The sequence below is a fragment of the Amycolatopsis keratiniphila subsp. keratiniphila genome (genome assembly GCF_001620365.2).
Taxonomy (GTDB): domain Bacteria; phylum Actinomycetota; class Actinomycetes; order Mycobacteriales; family Pseudonocardiaceae; genus Amycolatopsis; species Amycolatopsis keratiniphila.
Genome location: NZ_LQMT02000007.1, coordinates 256,038 through 278,118, shown reverse-complemented (window position 1 = coordinate 278,118; position 22,081 = coordinate 256,038). Strand labels below are relative to the sequence as shown.

Below are 22,081 nucleotides of genomic sequence, written 5' to 3'. Positions count from 1 at the left end.
ATCCCGGTGGCGTCCTCGGGCGGTCGAGCCTTTGGTCCCGCCCATTCGGGGACAACGTCCGCTCCGGCACCGTGCTCGGAAGGGTTTCCTGGAGTGGTGAGGTTTCCATCGCGACGAAGGGAAGGAAGATGACCTCTCTCGTGTCCAGCCCCCGCCTGGCGTTGCCGAGTTTGGCCGCCTGGCTGGAAAACCCCTGGCCGTTCGCCGAGCACAACCCGGTGCGCATCGAGGAGTCCACTGAGGACGGAAACTACGTCGTGCGCGCCGAACTCCCGGGTTTCGACCCGGATAAGGGTATCTCCGTCACGGCGCACAACGGCCTGCTGACCATCCACGCCGAACGCGAGGCGAAGTCGGCCGAACACGGACGCAGTGAGTTCTACTACGGCCGGTTCAGCCGCACTGTCTCGCTTCCCCCCGGCGCGGAAACAGCGAAGATCAGCGCGAAGTACAGCGACGGGATTCTCGAAGTCTCCGTGCCTCACAAGGAGGAGCCTCAGGACAAGCAGGTGAAGATCCAGGTCGGCAAGGCCTGAGCGACCGCCGAACGCAAGCGCCGTCACCCACGCCCGGGGGACGGCGCTTGCGTCGTCGCAGGGGCTGGAGGTCCCGATGAGGCGGGACCGTCGCCCCTCGTGGCCTTGGCTTGGTGAGGGGACGCTGAGAACCGTCCATTCCCAGAGAAGCGGCTGGAGGCCGATGATGAACATTCCGGCACGTTTCCTGCGACTCTGGCGGATCGCTCATCCTGGCCACGGCCCGCTGGCCAGGTCCATGGACCGGCTCGAGGGACTGATCCTGGTGTTCGCTGTGCTCATCGCGATGGCCGGACTGCCGTTCGCCGCGGCGGCGGGTTCGGCGGTGTTCGCGGCCGGAAAGGAGAGGTCGGCCGCCGAAACCGCCGTCCGGCACCGGGCCGAAGCGATGCTGCTCGAGGCCGGAGCGCCGGTCGCCATCGCGGTCCGGTCCGGGGCCACCGCGGACACCACGCCCGTGAAGGCGCGCTGGACGCTTCACGACGGCTCCCTTCGAGTCGGGAAGGTGCCCGCGACGCGGGGGACGCCGGCGGGCGCCCGGGTGCCGGTGTGGCTCGACGATGCCGGTCAGCCGGTGGAGGCACCGCTGACCCGCTCCGCCGCGGCCATCCGCGGCTTCGGGGCCGGTGCGGGCCTCTGGGGCGCTGTTCTGATCTTCAGCTGGCTGGTGTACCGGGTCAGCCGGTTCTTCCTCGACCGGGCGCGCATCGACCGGTGGCAGCGAGAGTGGGAGACGGTGTCCCGGCGGTGGAGCCATTCATGAACGGGCGGTCCACCCGCGACGCGGACGTCGACGAGACCGCGAAGGTGACCCTGCGGGACGGCCGGACCGTGTCGGTCCGCAGACTCACTTCGGCGGACGCTGCGGAACTGGGGGAGGCGATTCGCCACGCCGACGCAGGAACGCTTCACGGCAGGTTCTGCGGGCCACCTCCGAAGGTGACGCCCCGCCTGCTCGAGCACCTGACCGAGCTCGACTTCCATCGTCGCTACGCGTTGGTGGCCAGGGAGCCCGACGGACATGGAGTCGCGGTCGCACGCTACGAGGCGACCCAGGATCCCGGCGTCGCCGAGATCGCGGTGGCCGTCGACCCGCGTTGGCGACGAGCAGGCGTGGCGTCGGCGCTGATCCGACGGCTCGCGGTCGCGGCTCTGCGTAACGGGTTCGATCGGTTCACCGTCACCTACCTCGCCGACAATCGGCCGGTCGCCGATCTGCTCGACGAAACGCACGTGAAGCGGGTGATCTCGCAAGGCATCGCCGAAGCGACGGTCCCACTCGAACAGAGCCCGGAACGGACAGAGCGCTGAATCGGCCTCGGTCAGCGAGCCCGCCGTCGGCGTGACACCGCTTTGCGCAGTTCCTCGGCCCACAGGACGGAAGACGCGATCGCGGTGGCGGCGAGCCAGTCGAGGGCGGTCAAGGCGGTCGTGCCGAACAGGGCTTGCGCGGCGGGCAGGTAGACGGCGCAGATCTGCAGGGCGAGCACCGCACCCAGTGCGGCCCAGAGCCGCCTGTTACGGAAAAGGAGCCTGCCGAACGCCGAGGCGTGTTCGTCGCGGACGTTGAGGATGTTGAACAACTGGAACATCACGAAGGTCACGAAGGCCAGGGTGTGCGCCACTTCGATGCCGCGGTCCAGGCCGTGGGCGAACGCGTAGAGGGTGCCGGCCACCATCACGAGTCCGGACAACAGGATCCGCGTCAGGCGTCCAGCGCTGAGGATCTGCGCTCCCGGGCGTCGTGGTGGCTCGTCCATGACGGATCGCCGTGGTGGTTCCAGGCCGAGCGCCAATGCCGGGGGACCGTCGGCGATCACGTTGACCCACAACAACATCAGCGGTGTCAGAACGCTGGTTCCGGTACTGAACAGCAGGGAACCCGCCACCATGGTGAGGATCGCGGCGACATTGGTGCCGACCTGGAAGCGGACGAACTTGACGATGTTGTCGTAGATCGTGCGGCCGGCGCGGACTGCCCGGACGATGGTCGCGAAATTGTCGTCGGTGAGGATCATCGCGGCGGCTTCCTTGGACACGTCGGAGCCGGTGATCCCCATGGCCACACCGATGTGGGCGGCTTTGAGCGCCGGTGCGTCGTTCACGCCGTCACCGGTCATGGCGACGACGTCGCCTCGCCGCTTGAGCGTGTCGACGATGCGGATCTTGTGCTCCGGCGCCACTCGCGCGAACACGCCGGTGGTGGTCGCGGCCTGTTCGAGGGCACGGTCGTCGAGCCGGTCGATGTCCAGTCCCGACATGCCATCGCCCTCGATGCCGACCGCGCGGGCGATCGAGGTCGCGGTGGCCAGGTGATCACCGGTGATCATCTTGACATCGATTCCGGAGGCATGGCATTCGGCGACCGCGGCGCGGGCTTCCGGCCGTGGCGGGTCGAGCAGGCCGATCAGCCCGATCAGGACCAATCGCGGTGGCAGCACGGGCACCTCCGTGTCGCCGTGCGCGATCGCCAAGACGCGTTGACCGCGTCCGGCGAGGTGATCGAGTTCCACCAGGACCCGGCGGCGTTCGTCGTCGTCGAGCGGGACGTCACCGTGTTCCCGGCGCACATGGGTGGCCAGGTGGAGCAGTACGTCCGCCGCTCCCTTCACGTGCGCACGGAGCGCTCGCCCGTGCAGGTGGAACGTCGCCATGTACTTCAGGGCGGAGTCGAAGGGGATCTCGGAGACGCGGGGAGTGGCGCCGCGCAGCGCCGCGACGTCCAGCCCCGCCTTGCCCGCCAGGGTCACCAGCGCACCCTCGGTCGGATCGCCGACCAGAGCGGCGTCTTGGACGACGGCGTCGTTGCACAGCACCGCGGTGGTCAGCAGCTCACCGAGATCGGGGACTTCACCACCGTCTTCGGCGGTGATCGCGCCTTCGAAACCGTAGCCTTCACCTGATACCAGGTAGCGGCGACCGGCGTACCACAGCGAACGGGCGGTCATCTGGTTCAGCGTGAGCGTGCCGGTCTTGTCGGTGCAGATGACCGTCGTCGCTCCCAGGGTTTCCACCGCGGGGAGCCGTTTGACGATCGCGCGCTGACGGGCCATGCGCCGCATTCCCAGCGCCAGTGTCACCGTGACGACCGCGGGCAGCCCTTCCGGGATGGCGGCCACGCCGAGCGCGACAGCCAGCGTGATCACCTCACCGATACCGCCGCCTGCCGCGAATTGCAGTACCGCCACGAGCAGGACCGCCACGCCGGCGAGGTAGGCCAGGCGCACGCCGAGCTTGTCCAGCTGCCGCTGCAACGGCGTCCGTGTCGAATCGGTGCGTTCCAGCAGCCCGGCGACCATGCCGATCTCCGTGCGCATGCCGGTGCCCGTGACCAGCAGCTCGCCACGGCCCCTCGTGACGATGCTCGTCATATGGACCATGGACGTTCGATCGGGCAGCGCCACTTCGCTTCGCCGCGGCTCCACGGATTTGGGCACCGGGGCGGATTCGCCGGTCAACCCGGATTCGTCGGCTTCCAGGTTCACCGTCGACAGCACCCGGCCGTCCGCGGGCACGCGGTCACCGGCCTCCACCAGGACGACGTCACCCGGCACGAGTTCGGCCGCGGGCACCTCGGTCACCCTGCCGTCACGGCGGACCCGGGCCGACGGGCTGAGCAGGCTCTTCAGCGCGGCGACGGCGCGATCTGCCCGTCGTTCCTGGACGAACCCCAGGACGCCGTTCAGACCGAGGACCAGTCCGATGACGAGCGCTTCCCGATACGACCGCTCCACCACGCCGGCCAACGCGGCCGCCACCACGAGCACGAGGTTCAGCGGGCTGGCCACCTGCGCCACCAGCACCCGCCACCACGGCCTGGCCGGTGCCTCGGCGAGCCGGTTGGTACCTGTCACCTCGAGCCGGTCGTTCGCGTCCGAGGAGTCCAGACCTCGCCCCGGATCGACGCCGAGGCGAGATGCGAGCTCCGTGGTCTCGACGGACCAGGGAGCGGAGACTTCCGGCACCTGGCGGGTCGCGGGCCCCTTCGCCGGTGCGGTTTTCACTGTCGGGCGGGCGGGACGACGGCCACCGGAGAGGCGGAGTGGTGGATCAGCGCCTGGCTGGTGGAACCCAAGAGCAGGCCGCGGAAACCGCCACGGCCTCGAGAACCGACAACGACAAGCTGGGCGTCCTCGGAGTGTTCGAGCAACGTGTGCGCCGGCCGGTCGCGAACGACGACACCCTGGGCGGGCACGTCGGGGTACTTGCTCCGGTAGGCGTCGAGCTGCTGTTCCACCAGCCGGGCCTCCGCCGCTTGGACGGCCTCCCAGTCCAGCGCGGAGCCGAACTCCCAGGCGTTGCCCACGGCGAAGTCCGACCACGCGCGCACGGCGACCAGACGCGTACCGCGCGCCGCGGCGGCGTCGAAGGCGAAAGCCAAAGCCGCATCGCTCGTCGGCGAACCGTCCACACCGACGACGACCGGCGCGTCCTGTGGCCGGTCCGTTCCCCGGACGACGACGACCGGGCAATGTCCGTGCGTCGCGACCGCGACCGCGATGGAGCCGACCAGCAGCCCGGTGAACCCGCCAAGGCCGCGAGAGCCCAGCACGATCAACTCCGCCGAGGCCGATCGCCCGATGAGGTGCTCGGCCGCTGCCCCGCCGCGCAGCTCGGTGGTCACGTCGACCTCGGGGGCGACTTCCCTGGCCGCATCCGCGGCGGCCGCGAGTATTTCCCGTCCTTGTTCGGTCAGCGCGTCGGCGTACGGCCTCGGCAACTCGACCCCGGGCGGCAGCTGTACCGGGATGAGCATGCAGGCATGCGTGATCGACAACGGCGCCTTCCGCCTTGCCGCTTCGGTCGCGGCCCAGCGCGCCGCGTGGAGGGCCGAAGAAGAGCCGTCCACACCCACCACTACCGGTCGCACGTCTGGTGCGGTCATCGTGTCCTCGAATCGGGAGTAGGTCCCCGCCCCACGGGGCGGGCCTGATCACGTCACCCACCTTGCCGTCCCCCGAATTCCGGTCCCAGTGCCATCGGCCGAGTTTCGTAAGGACCAAGGTCCCCGGCCGAGTACGCCGAAGATCCCTAGGTGCCGCAACGCGTTCCCGGCAGGATCGGCGAGAGATCGGCCGTGGCCGCATCGGCGCCTTTGCGAGGCCTGGTCCTACTCCCCGAAGAAGGAGAATTCCTTGCTGTCCCCAGCATCCGCCGCGGTGGTTCGCGCCACCTTGCCCGTCGTGCGCGCGCACGCAGTGGAAATCACCGGCGAGTTCTACTCGTCGATGTTCGCCGCGCATCCGGAACTGCTCGACCTGTTCAACCAGGGCAACCAGGCCGACGGCCGCCAGAAGCTCGCGCTGGCGTCGGCCGTCGCCGGCTTCGCCGAGCACCTGCTCGACGGCGACGACGCCGCGCCGTTCGAGCGAGTCGCCGAGCGGATCGCGCACAAGCACGTGTCGCTGGGCATCCGGGCCGAGCAGTACCCCCTTGTCGGTCACTATTTGCTCACCGCCGTCGGCACGGTCCTCGGTGCCGCGGTCACCCCTGAAGTCTCCGCGGCGTGGCACGAGGTCTACTGGCTGCTCGCCTGCCGGCTGATCGCGGCCGAGGCCCGCCTCTACGAACGTGGCGACCTCGATCCCGTCGACCTCTGGCGACGCTGGCGGGTGGCCAAGCGCCTCGATGAGGCCGTCGACGTGGTGTCGTTCACGCTGGTGCCCGATGACGGCGCGGCCGTCCCGGATTTCCTGCCGGGCCAGTACGTTTCGGTCGCCGTCGATCTGCCCGACGGCCGTCGCCAGCCTCGCCAGTACTCCCTGTCGCAGGGCCCTGGAAGGGGCTCATTGCGGATCACCGTCCGCCGGGTTCGCGGCCACGACGGCGCTCCGGACGGCGCGGTGTCCAATCACCTGCACGACCACGTGACCGAAGACGACACCCTGCTGGTCGGGCCACCCGCGGGCGAGACGACCCTCGACACCGGCGACGGACCGGTGCTCCTGGTCAGCGCGGGCATCGGGATCACCCCGATGGCCGCCATGCTGGATCACCTCGCCCGCACCCAGCCGACGCGGCCGATCATCCTCGCCCACGCCGATCGCTCACCCGCCCACCACGGGCTCCGCCGCGAATGTGCCCAGGCCGCAACGGGTTTGGGCGAGGTCGAGGAGTTGTACTGGTACGAGCACGACCACGACGACCGCTCACGGCCCGGTCTCATGGACGTCGACGCGCTCCCGTTGCCTCCGGGCACCACTGCCTACCTGTGCGGTCCCTTGCCGTTCATGCACGGGATCCGCGCCGGACTGCTTCGGCGCGGCCTGCCCGCCGAGCGCGTTCACTACGAGGTGTTCGGCCCCGGAATGCTCGACCGGGGCTGACGAAGCCAGTCCGGCAGGAGGGCGTACAGCCGGGCGGCGATCTCCTCCTGGTCGCAGTCGGTGGTCCCACTGATCGCGGCCGAGAAGACTCCGTGCACGCCGGAGGCCGCGTAAACGTCCTCGACCGAGTGACGCTCCGGCTCCAGATCCTCGACACCCAGGTCGCGTCGCAGAGCGCGGAGCCGATCCAGGAGTAGATCGCCGATCCCCATCAGCCCGCTCGCTGAGCGCCACGCCGATGCCACGAGGAAGAGGCTTTCACGCCGCCGGAGCGAGTCGAGCATGGCGTTCAGCGTCGCGACCGCCACGGTGGCCGGGTCCGCACCCTTCTTCCTGTCGCTGATGTTCAAGTCATGGAGGACGCGGAAATCGTCGGCGATCACGTACACCGCTGCCTCCTCGACCGAGTCGAAATGGTTGTAGAAGGTGGCCCGGTGGATGCCCGCGGCGTCGGCGAGGGCCGAGACCGACGGGCAGACCCGGGTCCGCTCCATGAGTTCGGCCAGCGCGTCCGCGATCGCGCGACGCGAGCGGGTGAACCGCGGATCCAGTTCGGACATGACGCGTAGCTTACCTCTATTCGACAGGTGTCGAATAGAGGGCTACAGTCGGAAGGGCACCATCCCGCCACGTAAGGACGCACCGTGTCGCAGACCAGCACCACCGCGGACAAGCTCGCCGTCGTCGAGACCCTCTACCGCTACGCCGCGGGTCTCGACCTGCGGGACAAGGACCTGCTCGCCTCCGCGTTCGCCGAGGACGCGGTGGCCGATTTCGGCCCTGCCACGAGAAAAGCGGGGCAGGAGTACCCGCCGGTGGGCGGCCGCGACAGTATCGCCGCGGCCTTGTCGAGCTCGCTCAGCCATCTGGACACCACGCACTCCCTGAGCAATCCACGGGTGAGCCTCGACGGGGACACCGCACACCTGGAGGGCATCATGGCGTGCCAGCACCTGCCCCGGGAGGATCACTCCCGGCATGTCCTCATGACCAATCGGTACGACGTCGACCTGATCCGGCGCGGTGAGACGTGGGTTGTCCAGCGCCTCACCGTCGACAACGCCTGGACCGAGGGAGACCCGGCCGTCCTGGCCGGTATCTAGGACACGCCCGGATCGACGAGTATTTCGTGACGGATGAAAGTCCACCGGCCTTCGTGCCGGTCCAGGCGGTCGCGATAACGACCGGAAGCGACCAGCCGGTGGGAGCCGATGAGCGTGAAGTAGCTCTCGACGTGTGCGCCGGTTCCCGCCTGGCTGATCCGCATATTGGTCACCAGATGCCGGGTGGGCTGCGCACCTTCGGCGATGAGGTCGCCGATCGAGGAGCCTGTCGTCTCCTCGCCGCCGATCACCACCATGGCGTCCCGCAGCAGCCCGGTGAACGCCGCCCGGTCGCCGTCGTCGACCGCGCGTGCGCGGGCGAGGACCAGTTCGGTGATCTCCGCGCGATCGTCGGCGGTCACCACGGGACGACGCCGTCACGGTCGCGGTAGGTGCCGGTGGGCCCGTCCGGTGCGACCGTGGCGAGCTCGATGATCGCGTCGGAGCCTTCGGTGACGGTCTGGGTGCCCAGGTAGCCGTTGATCTCGGTGGCGGTGGGGCCAGGGTCGGCGATGTTGACCCGGAACCGCGGCAGGGCCTCGGCGTACTTCAGCGTGAGCATGTTGAGCGCTGCCTTGCTGGGCTGATAAAAGGGCAGCGGATTCGCGTGCTCCAGCGTCGACGGGTCCACCGACCGGGTGAACGACCCCATGCTGCTGGACACGTTGACGATCCGCGGCGCGTCCGACTTCTCCAGCAGGGAAAGGAAAGCTCGGGTGGTGCGCAGCGTCCCGAGGTAGTTGGTTCGAATCACTCGTTCGGCGTCTTCGGCCGTGAGATCGTGGATGTCGGTGATGACCGGTCCGGCGATGCCGGCGTTGTTGACCAGGACGTCGATCCGGCCCTCGTGCGCGAGGACGTCGGCGGCCGCGGCTTCGACCGAGTTCTGGTCGCTGACGTCGATGGCGACGAACCGAGCACCGAGTTCGGCCGCGGCCTTCGCGCCGCGTTCGGGGTCGCGGGCGCCGAGCAGGACCTGGTGGCCGAGGCCGACGAGCCGACGGACGGCTTCGTAGCCGATGCCGCGGTTGGCGCCGGTGATGAAGGTGATGGTCATGAGAATTCCTTTCAGCGGACGAAGGCTTGGGCGGACAGGCCGTTGATGGTGGTGTCACCCTGCTGGAAACCGACCATCGACTCGGCCACGTCGTGCGGGTAGTTCAGCGACGGTGCGGTGAGAGCGTCGAGCTCGGCGACGTGCTCCGCGGTGAGGGTGACCTCGATCGAGGCGAGGTTGCTTTCGAGCTGTGCCACGGTGCGGGCGCCGATCAGGGTCGAGGTGACCTCGGAGCGCTGACGGACCCAGGCGAGCGCGGTCGCCGCGACGGTGGTGCCGAGCTCGGCGGCGATTTTCTCCAAGGCGTCGAGCAGTACGAAGGTCGACTCGGTGAGATGCGTGCCCGCGTACGCGCTGCGGCCGGAGTCTTCGGCTGTGGTCTTGGTCCGGGAGTACTTGCCGGAGAGGGCGCCACTGGCCAGCGGGCTCCAGGGCGTGATCCCAAGGCCGAAGTGCCGGGCGGCACCGAAGGTCTCACCCTCGACGGTGCGGGCGAGCAGCGAGTACTCGACCTGCAGCGCCGCTACCGGCACCGAGCCGCGGAAACGGGCGATCGTGGCGGCTTCGGAGACCCACCACGCCGGTGTGTTGGACAGGCCGATGGCGTGCACCTTGCCCGCGCGGACGAGATCGTCCAGTGTGGACAGTGTTTCCTCGATCGGGGTGTGCCGGTCCCACTGGTGCATCCAGTAGAGATCGACATGGTCGGTGTCGAGCCGGCGCAGGGAGTCATCGAGCTGCGAGCGGATCGCCTTCCTGCCCGCACCACCGGAGTTGGGGTCACTCGCGTTCATGCTGCCGGTGAACTTCGTGGCCAGCACCATCCGGTCCCGGCGGCCCGGCCGGGCGGCGAAGTACCGGCCGAGGGTCTCTTCCGAGGTGCCGGCGTTGTACATGTTGGCGGTGTCGACGAAGTTCCCGCCCGCGTCGAGGTAGCGGTCGAGGATCTCGAACGACGTCTCGGGGGCCGAGCCCCAGCTGCCGTCGTCGAAGTTCATGGCGCCCAGTGCGAGCGGGCTGACACGCAGCCCCGAATGGCCGAGGGTGCGGTAGTCGGTCAGTGACATCTGCTTCTCCGTGTCCGATGTGGTGTGTCCACGGAAGACGATGCCCGGCCGCGCGCGGAGCGAGAAGGCCGCGTGATCCTGGGTGTGCGGCACCCAGGAAGCCCGTGCCTTCTCCGGCGGGCCGGCAGGCTCGAGGATCGAGGGTGATCGAAAGGAGCGCCATGCCGAACCGCGACGTGGTCGAGAAGTGGATCGAGAAGTACGTGCACGCCTGGACCACCAGCACGCGCGAAGACATCGAAGCGCTCTTCACGAAGGGCGCCGAGTACCACGAAGGGCCGTACGAGACCGACTGGATCGGGCGCGACGAAATCGTCGAAGGCTGGCAAAGCCGTGACGAGTGGCAGAAGAAGGGCTGGACCTTCGACTGGGAGATCCTGATGATCACCGGCGATACCGCGGCGGTGCGCGGGCGAGGCACCTACGCCGAGTTCGGGGTGTTCGACAACCTCTGGACCCTGATCTTCGCGTCGAACGGCCGGGTGAGCACGTTCCGGATGTGGAACAACGCCGCCGACGTATGAGCGTCCACTGTGGTCCGTTACCGTCGAACCGCGTGATCGGTACCTCCTCACGCCTGCTTCGCTTGCTGTCGCTGCTTTCGTCGCGGCCGGGCTGGACCGCCGACGAGCTCGCCCGGCGGATGGGGGTCACCGACCGCACCGTGCGCCGGGACATCGCGCGGCTGCGGGAACTCGGGTACGACGTCGAATCCGATCCCGGCCGTTGGGGCGGCTATCGGATGCGGCCCGGGCACCGGCAGCTTCCTCTGGTGCTCGACGACGAGGAATCGCTGGCCGTCACCGTCGCCCTGCGGGAGGCCGCGCAGACCGGCTTGCTCGGCGACGACCAGGCTGTGCTGTCGGCGTTGCTCAAGCTGAGGCAGCTGCTACCCGCCCGGGTCGCCTCCCAGCTCGGGGCGATGGACGACGTCTTCGAACACACCGCCCGAGCCGGCGGCCTGCCGCTGTCGCCCGGTCTGCTCGCCGGCCTGGCCACGGCCTGCCGCCGCGGCGAGCGGTTGCGGCTGTCCTACCGCGACGCGCACGGGACCGACAGCGCGCGCATGGTGGACCCGCATCGGCTCGTGTTCACTGGGAACCGCTGGTACTTCGTGGCGCGCGACGTCGAGCGCGGCGCATGGCGGACCTTCCGGGCCGACCGCGTCGTCCGCGCCGAACCGACCGGTCAGGTCGTGCGCGTCGACGACCCGCCCGACGCCGCCCGGTTCGTCGCCGAAACCCTGGCCGGCGGCTACCCGCTCTACGCGGTCGTGCGCCTGCACGTCCACCTCGACGAGGCGATGCGCGCGGTGCCTCCGCCTCAGGGTGTTCACCGGCCCGACGGCCCGGACGCCACGATCGTGGAACTCGGCGGCGTCGACGCCGAATCCCTCGCCCGGCGCCTGATCGGCCTGGCGATACCACTGACCGTCCTTGCCCCCGCCGAAGTCCGCGAGGCGGTCCGGCGGCGCGCGCTCATGCTGGCCGAGAACAACAGCTGACGCTCACCGTCCGGGCTCCGGGGTCAGTGCCCGGCGTGCAGGGAAGCGAGAAAGACCAAGGCCTCGGCGCTGCGGCTGCCCGGGTCGGCGGTGCCGACGAGCAGCTGCTGGCCTGGCGCGTCGTGGACGTCGAAGGTCTGGTAGGTCAGCTCGATCCGGCCCGCTTCGGGGTGCACGAACACTTTGAACGCCCGCGTGAGCGCTCCGACGAGCTGGTCGTCCCACAGCTTCCGGAAGTCGTCGGAGATCCCCAGCATCTCCCGGACCAGGCCACTGATCTCCGGGTCGTCCGGGAAGCGCCCGGCGTTGAGGCGCAGGGCGTAGACGGTGTCGCGGACCACGGTCGACCATTGGATGAACACCGTTTTCGCGGCGGGGTGGGTGAACTGGATGCGGACCATGTTCCGCATGCCCTCGAACGGCGCCAGCAGCGCTGAGGCGAGCGTGTTCGTGGCCAGGATGTCGAAGCCAGGGCTCAGCACGTAGGCCGCCGAGGCTGGGAACGCGTCGAGCAGCTGTAGCAGCGACGGGTGCACGGCGTCCCGGTCACCCGCAGCGGCGAGGCGCGGGTTGAGCCCGGCCAGGCGATAGAGGTGTTCCTTGGCATCCGTGGTCAGCCGCAGCGCCTGGCCGATCGCGGCGAGGACCTGAGCCGAGGGGTTGCGCTCGCGACCCTGTTCCAGCCGGGCGTAGTAGTCGGCACTGACCCCGGCCAGCACCGCGACCTCTTCCCGGCGCAACCCGGCCACCCGCCGGTTGGCGCCGGCGCCGACAAGCCCCGCGTCGGCGGGGTCGAGGCGGGCGCGGCTGGCTCGGAGGAAATCGCCGAGCGGTGTGCTGGAGGCAGCGGCCATGTCGCCGAGGCTACCGCCACCCCGTCGCCCCGGCCCCGCGGCGGGGACCATGGACGTCGAACCGCGGTTAGCACGCAAGGAATCGAGCCGCCTAGGAGGACGCACCTCGCACCGCCCGTTCGAGTCCGCCGCCGATTTTGTCCATAGTGGACTCATAGGCCGCCGGCACGTCCACGCCGAGCCGGTCGCCGAGGACGAAGACCCACCAGAGGCATTCCGCGAGCTTGTGCCGCAGTTCGTCGTCGACGTCACCGTCGATACCCCAGGTGCGCTCCGCGGCGAGCACCAAGCGCCCGACGTAGGCGGCGTCGTTGGTGAATCCGAGCGCGAGCTCGGGCAAAGTCCAGGTGCGGCCCAGCAGTCGGTTTTCGAGCTGTTCGTACAGCGCGCGCACCTGTAGCGCGCGGGCGTCGGCGTCTTCGAGGCTCATGCGGTCTCCTGTGGTCGATGTCGTGACAGACGCGACCGTAACCGCGAATCCGGACAGGTCGGGTCCGGGAAACGCTGTCCGCCGGATCACACGATCGAGCGGCCTACCCGGACCCGACCTGTCCGGGAACGTCCCTAGCGTCGTCATCGAATCCCGGCCAGTGAAAGGAAATCCCTGTGAACGGACGTCTTCTCGTCTATGGCGCCACCGGCTACACCGGACGGCTCGTCGCCAGGCGGGCCGTCGCGATCGGCCTGGACGTCGTCGTGGCAGGCCGCGATCCCGACCGTGTCGACGAACTCGCGAACGAACTCGACGTCGAGGGCCGGACGTTCGAGGCGAGCGAAGCTCGTGAGGCGCTCGAAGACATCGACTGCCTGCTGAACGTCGCCGGCCCGTTCCGGCACACCGCCCGGCCACTCATGGACGCCTGCCTTGACAGCGGGGTCCACTACCTCGACACGACCGCGGAGTTCGACACCTTCGTCCTCGCCGAATCCCTGGACCGGCGAGCGAGCCGCGCGGGGATCATGCTGATGTCCGGGACCGGCTGGGACGTGGTCCCATGCGACTGCCTCGCCCTGCACACCGCACGCCGGGTCGCCGAGCCCGAGAAGGTCACGATCGCCCTGCGCGTGACCGGCGGCTTCTCCCGCGGTTCGCTCGCCAGCTCCGCCGGAATCGAAGAGCTGGGCACCCTCGTCCGCCGTTCCGGCGAACTCGTCCGCCTCGACACGGCCACCCCCCGGACGTTCGACTTCGGCGCCGGCCCGGAGAAGTGCCTGCCCGTGCCGATGGGCGACCTGATCACCGCTTCGCGGTCCACCGGCCTCGCAGACATCGAGGTCTACCTGGGCACGGACGACGGCTTCCCTGCCACCACCACAGACGGTCCTACCGCGGAGGAACGTGCCCGCGGTCACTACCACGCTCTGGCCGAAGTGACCGGCCGCGATGGCCAGATAGCCCGGTCCCTGATCACCACCCCCACCGGCTACACGTTCACACAGCACAGCTCGGTCGAGATCGCGCGCCGGGTACTCGCCGGACAGTTCACCGCCGGCTATCGAACCCCGGCGTCGGCGTACGGAGCCGAGCTCGCGACCTCCATCGACGGCACCACCGTCACGGACCTCTGACCCACCCGAGGAGAATTTCATGACCTTCCCCGCCGATCCTGAAATCACGACCATCGACGCCGCCACGTTTTTGGCGGTGACCGGCACCGGGCTGCCCGGCACCGAGAAGTTCTACGCCCGCAAAGCGAAGCTCATCGCGGCGGCCGAACGGCTCGGCCACGACTCCCCGGTAGAAGGGCTCTACTGGTTCGACCCCGAACACGGCGACGTCGACATCGCCGGCTTCTACTGGACCGTGCCGCTGGAGCACCTGCGGTGGAGGCTGCTCATGCGCGTACCCGACGACACCGAGCTTCCTCCCGACCTCGCTGCCTCTGGGCTGTCGCTCTTTCCGTACTCAGAAGGCAAAGTCGTCCAGGTCACCCACTACGGCCCGTTCGCAGGAGAAGACGACGCTGGCCCGCCTCGGTACTTTCGCCGATGCTCACGGCCTGCGCCGCAACGGACCCCATCACGAGATCTATTTTGACCACTTCGACCAGGGCACGGCACAGGAAGGCTTCCGCACCATCCTGCGGGATCCCGTCGCCTGACGGACCCCACGACACCCGTCGGCCTACTTCAGCCGCGATGAATGTTCCGAGGCACGGGCGAAGACGTCGGCGTCGCTGCAGAACCCGGTCAGACGGCGCTTGAGGCAGAGCAGGCCCAAGATGGCGCCGTCGTGATCGACCACGGCGAGGCGCCGCTGTTCGCGTGCCAAGAGGAGTAGGCGTGCCTGTTCGGCGGGCATGTCCGCGGTGACCGTCCGGCCCGACATCCGCGAGTGGGGCAGAGCGAGGTCGGCACCGTCCAGATCCGCGGGCAGGTCGGTGCGGAGGAGGGTGCCGATGAGACGTCCGGACTCCGTGAGCAGGAGCATGTGGACGTGGTCGTCGGCGAAGCAGGCTCGGGCCTGATCGACGGAAATGTCCACTGGTGACGTTTTGGGTTGTCGCACCAGCACGTCGCCGACAGTCTTGCCGATCAACCCGGGCGGAGCGGAAACAGACACGGCATGTCCTTCTTCACTTGAGGGCCAACGTGGCGCGGCCCCGGACAGGGCCGGCTCTGTGTCGCGAAAGCCACTTTCGCAACGCCTTCGTCGTGAGAGTGGGGATCCGGAGCCGGGCATCGGACCGTGGTCACGACTCTGTCCTTCTCAGCGCCGGGTGTCGTGCAGGGTTCGATCTCGCACGGTGGCCGGCGTCGGTGCAGGAGTGGCGGGCTTCCCCCGGCGGCCGCGGTAAACGACGTAGGGCCGCCACAGATAGGCCAGCGGCGCCGACCACACGTGGACGAGCCGCGTGAAGGGCCACAGCGCGAGGAACAGGAATCCGCCGATCGCGTGCAGCTGGTAGACGAGCGGCGCTCCGGTCATCAGGTGCGGTTCGGAAGAGAACCAGAAGACGCCGCGGAACCAGACGGCGATCGTCTCGCGGTAGTCGTAGCCCTCGCCGAACAGGTTGGTCCCGACTGTGGCGGTCATCCCGAGCACCACCATCGCGGCCAGCGCGGCGTAGAGCACCTTGTCCATCGTTGTGGTGACCCGGCGGACTCGGCGGTTGACGAAGCGGCGGGCGATCAGCAAGGCGAGCCCCGCCACGAGCATGACACCGGTGACGGTGCCGCCCCAGACGGCGGTGGCGTGGTAGACGTGCTCGGAGATCCCGATCTTCGCCGTCAGCGAAGCGGGCACTAGCAGGCCCATGGCGTGGCCGGCGATGACACCGAACGCTCCGAGATGGAACAACGGTGAGCCCAGCCGCAGGATGCGGCTCTCCAGCAGTTGGCTGGTATGGGTGGTCCAGCCGAACCGGTCGTGGCGCCACCGCCACACGTGGCCGAGCACGAACACCGCCAGGCAGGCGTAGGGGACGACGATCCAGACGAACGTGCTCACGGGACACTCTCCATCGAACGATTGGTGAAGGGGCGTGCGTGGGCACACGCTTCGGTACTGAGATCGGGGCCGAAGCCGATGGTGTCGACATCGGTGCCGTATGGCGCGAGCCCGACCGATTCCACGGGCGGGCCGTCTTCGGCGAGCGCGCGGATCGTGTCCCGGTCGGCCTCGGTCAGGGGAGGCAACGCGGCGACGACCGCTTCGAGCAGGTGCCGGTAGGGCGATCCGCTTTCGTCCAAAGTGGACCGCAGGAGCTCCAGGCCCTGGCGGTGCTGGCGCAGCGGAGCCTCGCCGTCGCCCGGGCCGGCGACCGCGGCGAACTCGAGTACCACCGGCAGCAGGTCGGGCAGCTCGCCGGCGGTCAGGCGCAGGCCGTGGGCGCGGTAGCGCTGTTTGAGGGTGAGCAGGGCGATGCCGCGCTTGCGGGTGTCGCCGTGCAGGTAGTAGGTCAGGTACAGCCCCGAGCGGCGGCGCAGGTCGAACGTGCGGACGTAGTGGGTCTCGACCTGGAGGGAGTCGGTGGTCAGGAACCAGCCGAGGAACGTCGTGAGTTGTTCCCGCACCTCGTCGTGGGTGATGTCGCCGACGGCGGAGATCAGTTCCTTCCCCGCCCCGATCAGTGCGGCGTCGGGGTAGGTGAGCAGCACCGAGGCGAGTTCGAACAGCCGGGTTCGGTCGGCCCCCTCCACAAAGGACTGTTCGGGCGCGGTCATGAGCGGCCTCCGGTGGGGTCGATGGTCAGGCCGAGCCTGCCGTCGCCGCGGCGGGCGAACAGGCTCCGGCGGCCCGGGCGGACCTGCTGGTCGTCGGTCACCAGGTGGAACCGTTCCGCAGTGGCGGCCGATTCGGTCATCCCGGGGCCGCCGGTGCAGTCCAGCGAACAGTCCGAAGTGGACGCCGCCTGTGCTTCGAGCGCGGCAGCGTCCCTGGCGTAGGCGGCGGGGATGACGTAGCGCTCGTCGTACTTGGCGATCGCGAGCAGCCGGTACATCGCCTCGATCTCCTTGCCGGACATGCCGACGGCCTCGCAGAGTTCCTCGGCGACGGTGCCGTCGAGGGTGCGGGCGCGCATGTAGGAACGCATCGCGGCGAGCTTCATCAACACGCCGGCCACCGCGTCGGCGTCGCCCGCGGTGAACAGTTCGGCGAGGTATTCCACGGGGATCCGCAGATCACGGATGGTGTGGAAGACGTCGTCGGCGTCGGTGTCGTCGCGCCCCGCGGCGTTGACGGCGTCCAGCACGGGGGAGAGCGGCGGGACGTACCAGACCATCGGCAGGGTGCGGTATTCCGGGTGCAGCGGCAAAGCGATCTGGTACTCGCTGATCAGCTTCCACACCGGCGAGGCCTGCGCGGCGAGCACCCACTCCTCGGGCAGCCCCGCCTCGGTCGCCAGGCGCACCGTCTCGGGATCGTGCGGGTCGAGGAACACCGCTCGTTGCGCGGCCAGGAGTTCCTGCTCGTCCTCGACGGAGGCGGCGGCGAGCACCGCGTCCTCGTCGTAGAAGAGCAGCCCCAGATAGCGCAGCCTGCCGACGCAGGTCTCCGAACAGATGGTGGGCTGGCCTGCTTCGATGCGCGGGAAGCAGAAGGTGCACTTCTCGGCCTTGCCGGTGGCGTGGTTGACGTAGACCTTCTTGTAGGGACAGGCGCTCACGCACATCCGCCAGCCGCGGCAACGGTCCTGGTCGACCAGGACGATGCCGTCCTCCTCGCGTTTGTACATCGAGCCCGACGGACAGGCCGAAACGCAGGCGGGGTTGAGACAGTGCTCGCAGATCCGCGGCAGGTGGAACATGAAGGTCTTCTCGAACTCGAACTTCACCCGTGCCGCCGCGTCGGGATCCATCGCGGTGATGTTGGGGTCGGTCCCGGCGCGTTCGTGGGCGCCGCCGAGGCCGTCCTCCCAGTTCGCGCCCCATTCGAGGCTCATCGGTTCCCCGGTGAGAGCCGACCTCGGTTGCTTGACCGGGGTGTCGGTGAGCCCGACGGGCGCGGTGACGAGGACATCCTTGTCGAAGGTCGCGGGCTCGTAATAGTCCTCGAGCGTCGGAAGGTCGGGATTGGCGAAGATCCGCGAAAGCCGCTTCGCGCGGCCGCCGGAGCGCAGGACCAGTCGTCCCTTCTTGTCGAGCTTCCAGCCGCCCTTCCAGCGTTCCTGGTCCTCGTAGTGCTTGGGGTAACCGATACCGGGTTTGGTCTCGACGTTGTTGAACCAGACGTACTCGGTGCCTTCGCGGTTGGTCCACGTCTGCTTGCAGGTCACGGAACAGGTGTGACAGCCGATGCACTTGTCGAGGTTCATCACCATCGCGACCTGGGCGCGGATGCGCATGTCAGTACTCCACTTCCTGGCCGCGGCGGCGGATCACGGTGATCTCGTCGCGCTGGCTGCCGATGGGGCCGTAGTAGTTGAAGGCGTAGGTCAGCTGGGCATGGCCGCCCGCGAGATGGGTCGGCTTGATGAGCAGCCGGGTCATCGAGTTGTGGTAGCCGCCGCGCTTTCCCTTGCCCTTGCCGCTTTTCTCGGTCTTCGGGACGTTCACGGTGCGCTCGGGGGAGTGGTACTGGAACACCGTGCCTTCGGGCATCCGGTGGCTGACGACGGCGCGGGCGACGATCACGCCGTTGCGGTTGTCGGCCTCGACCCAGTCGTTGTCGGCGACACCGATCTTGGCGGCGTCCTCGATGCTCATCCAGATCACCGGACCACCGCGGGAGAGCGCGAGCATGAGCTCGTTGTCGTGGTACATCGAGTGGATCGACCACTTGGCGTGTGGCGTGAGGAATCGGACGGTCACGCCACCGTCGGCGAGTTCGCCGGGCTTGCCGAAGTGCCGGGCCATGTTCAGCGGCGGCCGATAGCCGGGCAGATGCTCACCCAGTTCGGCGACCCAGTCGTGCTCGACGAAGAAGTGCTGCCTGCCGGTGAGGGTGTGCCATGGCTTGCGCCGCTCGACGTTGATGGTGAACGGCGAGTACCGGCGCCCGCCCTTTTCCGAGCCGGACCACTCCGGGCTGGTGAACACCGGCTGCGGCGCCTCCTGAGTGGACGCGTAGGTGACGTGATCGGTTTCGTGGCCCTCGACGAGGTCGGTGAACTGGTGTCCGGTTCGCTTTTCCAGCTGCAGGAAGCCTTCGTGGGCCACGCGGCCGTTCGTCGTGCCGGACAGGGCGAGGATCGCCTCGCACATCCGGTCCGCTGTGGACAGTGACGGGCGACCGGCGAACGGGCCGTCGGTCACGACTCCGTTCTGGTGGCGCAGGTACTCCAGCTCCGAGGTGACGTCGACGGTGATGCCCTTGGTCGTGGTGCCGAGCTTGTCCAGCAACGGTCCGACGGCGCGCATCTTCGCACCGATGAGCGTGTAGTCGCGTTCGATCTCGATCAGCTTCGGCATCGTCACGCCCGGCACTGGTTCGCACTCGCCGCGCTTCCAGTCACGGACCCTGCCCGACGGCGTCGCGAGCTCGTCGGGAGTGTCGTGCTGCAGCGGCGCGGCGAGCACGTCGCGGCGGGTACCGAGGTGGGTGACCGCCAGCTCGCTGACCTTGTCGGCGATGGAGAGGAAAGCGTCGTAGTCGGTGTGCACCTCACCCGGCGGGGCGACGGCGGGGGAGAACGCGTGCACGAACGGGTGCATGTCGGTGGTGGAGATGTCGTGCTTCTCGTACCAGGTGGCGGCGGGCAGGACGACGTCGGAGTGCAGCCCGGTGTTGGTCATCCGAAAGTCGATCGCGGTGAGCAGGTCGAGCTTGCCTGTGGGCGCTTCGTCCCGCCACACCACGTCACGGGGCCGTTCATCGGGAGCGCATTCGTCGGCCGACGCCAAGGAGTCCACGCCGAGCAGGTGCTTCATGAAGAACTCGTTGCCCTTGCCGGAGGAACCGAGCAGGTTCGCCCGCCACAAGGTCAGGCAGCGGGGGAAGTTCGCGGGATCGTCGGGATCGTCGGCGACGGCCTTGAGCCGTCCCGCGCGCAGCTCGGAGACGATGTGCTCGCTCGTGCTCAGTCCCGCGGCCGCGGCCTCGTCGGTGAGGTCGAGCGGGTTGCGGTCGAACGCCGGATGGCCCGGCGACCAGCCCATGCGCTGAGCTGCCGCGACGGTGTCGGCGAACGCCATACCCGCCAACCGCCCCTCTCCCAGCGGCGAAGCGAGCTCGTCGGCCGGCACCTTCTCGTAGCGCCACTGGTCGGTGTGCAGGTACCAGAACGGGGTGCTCGCCTGATGCCGCATCGGACGCTGCCAGTCGAAGGCGAAGCTCATGTGCTGCTGCCCGGTGATCGGCCGCGCCTTCTCCTGGCCGACGTAGTGCGCCCAGCCGCCGCCGTTGACGCCCTGGCAACCGGTGAGCGTCACCAGCGCGATGAACGCGCGATAGGTCATGTCCGAGTGGAACCACTGGTTCGCGCCCGCGCCCAGCGCGATCAGGGACCGGCCACGGCTGCGCTCGGCGTTGCGGGCGAACTCGCGCCCGATCTTGGCCGCCATCGCCGCGGGCACGCCGGTGAGCCGCTCCTGCCACGCGGGGGTGTGCGGGGCGTCGGCGTCGTCGTACCCGGTGGGCCATTCGCCGGGCAGGTCGCCGCGACGGACGCCGTACTGGGCCATGATGAGGTCGAAGACGCCGGTGACGAGGTGGTCGCCCACACGCGTGACCGGGACACCGCGGCGCATGGTGGCACCGCCCTCGGTCTCGCCGATGTCGAACCGGGCGAGATCCACGGGAACCTGCCCGGTGGCGTGATCGAGCACGCCGAGCGCGGGCACGACGTCGCCGAGATCGAGGTTCCACCGGCCTTCACCCTCGGGGCCGTAGCGGAATCCCAGCGACCCGCCCGGCACCACCGGGGCACCAGACGCGTCGTCGAGCAGAACGGTCTTGTGCTGCGCGCCAGGGTCTTCGTCGCCGAGGTCCGCGGCGGTGAGGAACCGGTCCGCGACATAGACGCCCGGTTCCCGTTCGCGAAGCGTCACCAGGAAGGGCAGGTCGGTGTAGGACCGCACGTAGTCGGTGAAGTAGGGGACCTGGCGGTCGCGGAAGAACTCGGTGAGCATCACGTGGCCCATGGCCATCGCCAGCGCACCGTCGGTGCCGGGCCGGGGGGCGAGCCAGTCGTCGGCGAACTTGACGTTGTCTGCGTAGTCGGGGCTGACGGCGACGACCTTGGTGCCGCGGTAGCGGGCCTCGGCGAGGAAGTGGGCGTCCGGGGTGCGGGTGACCGGGATGTTGGAGCCCCACATGACCAGGTAGGTGGAGTTCCACCAGTCGCCGGCCTCGGGGACGTCGGTCTGGTCGCCCCACACCTGGGGCGACGCGACCGGGAGGTCGGCGTACCAGTCGTAGAACGACAGCAGCGTGCCGCCGAGCAACGCGTGGTAGCGGGTGCCCGCCGCGAAGGACGCCATGGACATCGCGGGGATCGGCGAAAATCCGACGACACGGTCAGGGCCGTGGGTCTTGGTGGTGTACACGTGCGCGGCGGCGACCATGGTGGTCACCTCGTCCCACGACGCGCGCACGAACCCGCCGCGACCACGCTGTCCTTTGTAGACGGATGCCTTGCGCGGGTCCTCGACGATATCCGCCCACGCCGCGACCGGATCGCCGAACCGCTGGAGTCCGGCCCGGAACATCGTGATCAGCGAGCCGCGCACGTAGGGGTGCCGGACACGGGAAGGCGAGTACTCGTACCAGGAAAACGACGCGCCGCGCGGACAACCCCGGGGTTCGTAGTCGGGGCTGTCCGGTCCCGTGGTCGGGTAGTCGGTCGCCTGGTGCTCCCAGGTGATGAGGTCGTCCTTGACGAACACGTTCCACGAGCACGAACCGGTGCAGTTGACGCCGTGGGTCGAACGCACGACCCGGTCGTAGCTCCACCGGTCGCGGTAGAACGATTCCCAGGCGCCGGAATCGATCTGGTGCAGAGTCCGTCCGTGGTCACCGACCGTCTCCTTGGTCAGGAAACGACGGGCACCGAGCAGCGGCCCATGGCCGGGAACGTGGTCGTTCGCAGGGGCAGGATGGGAAGACACGGGGACGCGGCTCCTTCGGGTGGTCCGGGCACCGGGACAGGGGGCGGGTGGCCGGTAAGGCATCACCTATGTTCGGTGAGAGCGACCTGCCGATCACCAGGCGAACGTCCCGCACCGAGGGACCTTCGGTCCCGTCCTGCCG

22 protein-coding genes are annotated in these 22,081 nt (G+C 68.9%); 9 read left to right on the top strand and 13 right to left on the bottom strand.

Going from position 1 to position 22,081, the window contains the following annotated elements; translation table 11 throughout:
- Nucleotides 1-128 precede the first annotated feature (128 nt).
- The 3 genes from AVR91_RS05670 (at nucleotide 129) to AVR91_RS05660 (ending at nucleotide 1,847) form a co-directional block, all read left to right on the top strand.
- A complete protein-coding gene (locus tag AVR91_RS05670; protein WP_063271458.1) occupies nucleotides 129-536 on the top strand; it encodes an Hsp20/alpha crystallin family protein in 408 nt (135 codons plus the stop codon).
- A gap of 166 nt (nucleotides 537-702) precedes the next feature.
- Nucleotides 703-1,299 (top strand): Rv1733c family protein, encoded by a 597-nt coding sequence (locus tag AVR91_RS05665; RefSeq protein WP_063271486.1) that lies wholly within the window; start codon nucleotides 703-705, stop codon nucleotides 1,297-1,299.
- A complete protein-coding gene (locus tag AVR91_RS05660) occupies nucleotides 1,296-1,847 on the top strand; it encodes a GNAT family N-acetyltransferase (protein WP_063271459.1) in 552 nt (183 codons plus the stop codon). The genes AVR91_RS05665 and AVR91_RS05660 overlap by 4 nt, the downstream gene beginning before the upstream one ends.
- A gap of 11 nt (nucleotides 1,848-1,858) precedes the next feature.
- Here the strand turns inward: AVR91_RS05660 and AVR91_RS05655 are convergent, their stop codons facing one another.
- Both AVR91_RS05655 and AVR91_RS05650 read right to left on the bottom strand, forming a co-directional pair.
- Nucleotides 1,859-4,501: a cation-translocating P-type ATPase gene (locus AVR91_RS05655; RefSeq protein WP_228709141.1), complete on the bottom strand. Its 2,643-nt coding sequence runs from the start codon at nucleotides 4,499-4,501 to the stop codon at nucleotides 1,859-1,861.
- Between the two features lie 35 nt (nucleotides 4,502-4,536).
- Complete coding sequence (locus AVR91_RS05650) at nucleotides 4,537-5,421, bottom strand: universal stress protein (RefSeq protein ID WP_063271461.1); 885 nt, start codon at nucleotides 5,419-5,421, stop codon at nucleotides 4,537-4,539.
- Between the two features lie 250 nt (nucleotides 5,422-5,671).
- Here AVR91_RS05650 and AVR91_RS05645 point away from each other — a divergent pair, with 250 nt between their 5' ends.
- The gene (locus tag AVR91_RS05645; protein WP_063271462.1) at nucleotides 5,672-6,862 is read left to right on the top strand and encodes a globin domain-containing protein; all 1,191 of its coding nucleotides are present in this window, start codon (nucleotides 5,672-5,674) and stop codon (nucleotides 6,860-6,862) included.
- Here AVR91_RS05645 and AVR91_RS05640 read toward each other — a convergent pair.
- Nucleotides 6,823-7,422 carry a TetR/AcrR family transcriptional regulator gene (locus AVR91_RS05640; protein ID WP_063271463.1) on the bottom strand — a complete coding sequence of 200 codons (600 nt, stop codon included), beginning with the start codon at nucleotides 7,420-7,422 and terminating at the stop codon, nucleotides 6,823-6,825. The genes AVR91_RS05645 and AVR91_RS05640 overlap by 40 nt on opposite strands.
- Before the next feature lie 84 nt (nucleotides 7,423-7,506).
- On the opposite strand from AVR91_RS05640, the gene AVR91_RS05635 reads away from it, so the two are divergent.
- Entirely contained in the window at nucleotides 7,507-7,965 is a 459-nt protein-coding gene (locus AVR91_RS05635; RefSeq protein WP_063271464.1) for a nuclear transport factor 2 family protein, read from the top strand.
- Here AVR91_RS05635 and AVR91_RS05630 read toward each other — a convergent pair.
- From AVR91_RS05630 to AVR91_RS05620, 3 genes are read right to left on the bottom strand one after another with little or no spacing between them, the layout of a single operon-like run.
- Complete coding sequence (locus tag AVR91_RS05630; protein ID WP_158077386.1) at nucleotides 7,962-8,327, bottom strand: nuclear transport factor 2 family protein; 366 nt, start codon at nucleotides 8,325-8,327, stop codon at nucleotides 7,962-7,964. The two genes, AVR91_RS05635 and AVR91_RS05630, sit on opposite strands and share 4 nt — an antisense overlap.
- Entirely contained in the window at nucleotides 8,324-9,022 is a 699-nt protein-coding gene (locus AVR91_RS05625) for an SDR family NAD(P)-dependent oxidoreductase (RefSeq protein ID WP_063271466.1), read from the bottom strand. The genes AVR91_RS05630 and AVR91_RS05625 overlap by 4 nt, the downstream gene beginning before the upstream one ends.
- 11 nt (nucleotides 9,023-9,033) lie before the next feature.
- Nucleotides 9,034-10,089 (bottom strand): aldo/keto reductase, encoded by a 1,056-nt coding sequence (locus AVR91_RS05620; RefSeq protein WP_063271487.1) that lies wholly within the window; start codon nucleotides 10,087-10,089, stop codon nucleotides 9,034-9,036.
- A 161-nt stretch (nucleotides 10,090-10,250) separates the two neighbouring features.
- Between AVR91_RS05620 and AVR91_RS05615 the strand changes: the two genes are divergently transcribed.
- Nucleotides 10,251-10,613, top strand: a complete 363-nt coding sequence (locus AVR91_RS05615; protein WP_063271467.1) for a nuclear transport factor 2 family protein — start codon at nucleotides 10,251-10,253, stop codon at nucleotides 10,611-10,613.
- 32 nt (nucleotides 10,614-10,645) lie between these two features.
- Nucleotides 10,646-11,593 (top strand): helix-turn-helix transcriptional regulator, encoded by a 948-nt coding sequence (locus AVR91_RS05610; RefSeq protein WP_063271468.1) that lies wholly within the window; start codon nucleotides 10,646-10,648, stop codon nucleotides 11,591-11,593.
- A gap of 23 nt (nucleotides 11,594-11,616) precedes the next feature.
- Here AVR91_RS05610 and AVR91_RS05605 read toward each other — a convergent pair whose 3' ends face one another.
- Complete coding sequence (locus AVR91_RS05605; protein ID WP_063271469.1) at nucleotides 11,617-12,447, bottom strand: helix-turn-helix domain-containing protein; 831 nt, start codon at nucleotides 12,445-12,447, stop codon at nucleotides 11,617-11,619.
- A 91-nt stretch (nucleotides 12,448-12,538) separates the two neighbouring features.
- Nucleotides 12,539-12,877, bottom strand: a complete 339-nt coding sequence (locus AVR91_RS05600; protein WP_063271470.1) for a nucleoside triphosphate pyrophosphohydrolase family protein — start codon at nucleotides 12,875-12,877, stop codon at nucleotides 12,539-12,541.
- A gap of 176 nt (nucleotides 12,878-13,053) precedes the next feature.
- On the opposite strand from AVR91_RS05600, the gene AVR91_RS05595 reads away from it, so the two are divergent.
- Nucleotides 13,054-14,016, top strand: coding sequence for a saccharopine dehydrogenase family protein (locus tag AVR91_RS05595; RefSeq protein WP_211282634.1), 963 nt, complete (start codon nucleotides 13,054-13,056; stop codon nucleotides 14,014-14,016).
- A 19-nt stretch (nucleotides 14,017-14,035) separates the two neighbouring features.
- Nucleotides 14,036-14,485, top strand: a complete 450-nt coding sequence (locus AVR91_RS05590; RefSeq protein WP_063271472.1) for a GyrI-like domain-containing protein — start codon at nucleotides 14,036-14,038, stop codon at nucleotides 14,483-14,485.
- A gap of 87 nt (nucleotides 14,486-14,572) precedes the next feature.
- On the opposite strand, the gene AVR91_RS42695 is transcribed toward AVR91_RS05590, so the two are convergent.
- The 5 genes from AVR91_RS42695 to AVR91_RS05565 form a co-directional block, all read right to left on the bottom strand.
- The gene (locus AVR91_RS42695; RefSeq protein WP_158077385.1) at nucleotides 14,573-15,010 is read right to left on the bottom strand and encodes a CBS domain-containing protein; all 438 of its coding nucleotides are present in this window, start codon (nucleotides 15,008-15,010) and stop codon (nucleotides 14,573-14,575) included.
- A gap of 147 nt (nucleotides 15,011-15,157) precedes the next feature.
- Complete coding sequence (gene narI, locus AVR91_RS05580) at nucleotides 15,158-15,898, bottom strand: respiratory nitrate reductase subunit gamma (RefSeq protein ID WP_063271474.1); 741 nt, start codon at nucleotides 15,896-15,898, stop codon at nucleotides 15,158-15,160.
- Nucleotides 15,895-16,614 (bottom strand): nitrate reductase molybdenum cofactor assembly chaperone, encoded by a 720-nt coding sequence (narJ, locus tag AVR91_RS05575; protein ID WP_063271475.1) that lies wholly within the window; start codon nucleotides 16,612-16,614, stop codon nucleotides 15,895-15,897. The genes narI and narJ overlap by 4 nt, the downstream gene beginning before the upstream one ends.
- Entirely contained in the window at nucleotides 16,611-18,236 is a 1,626-nt protein-coding gene (gene narH / locus AVR91_RS05570) for a nitrate reductase subunit beta (protein ID WP_063271476.1), read from the bottom strand. Before narH ends, narJ begins: the two co-directional genes overlap by 4 nt.
- A 1-nt stretch (nucleotide 18,237) precedes the next feature.
- Entirely contained in the window at nucleotides 18,238-21,939 is a 3,702-nt protein-coding gene (locus AVR91_RS05565) for a nitrate reductase subunit alpha (protein WP_063271477.1), read from the bottom strand.
- Between the last annotated feature and the right edge of the window lie 142 nt (nucleotides 21,940-22,081).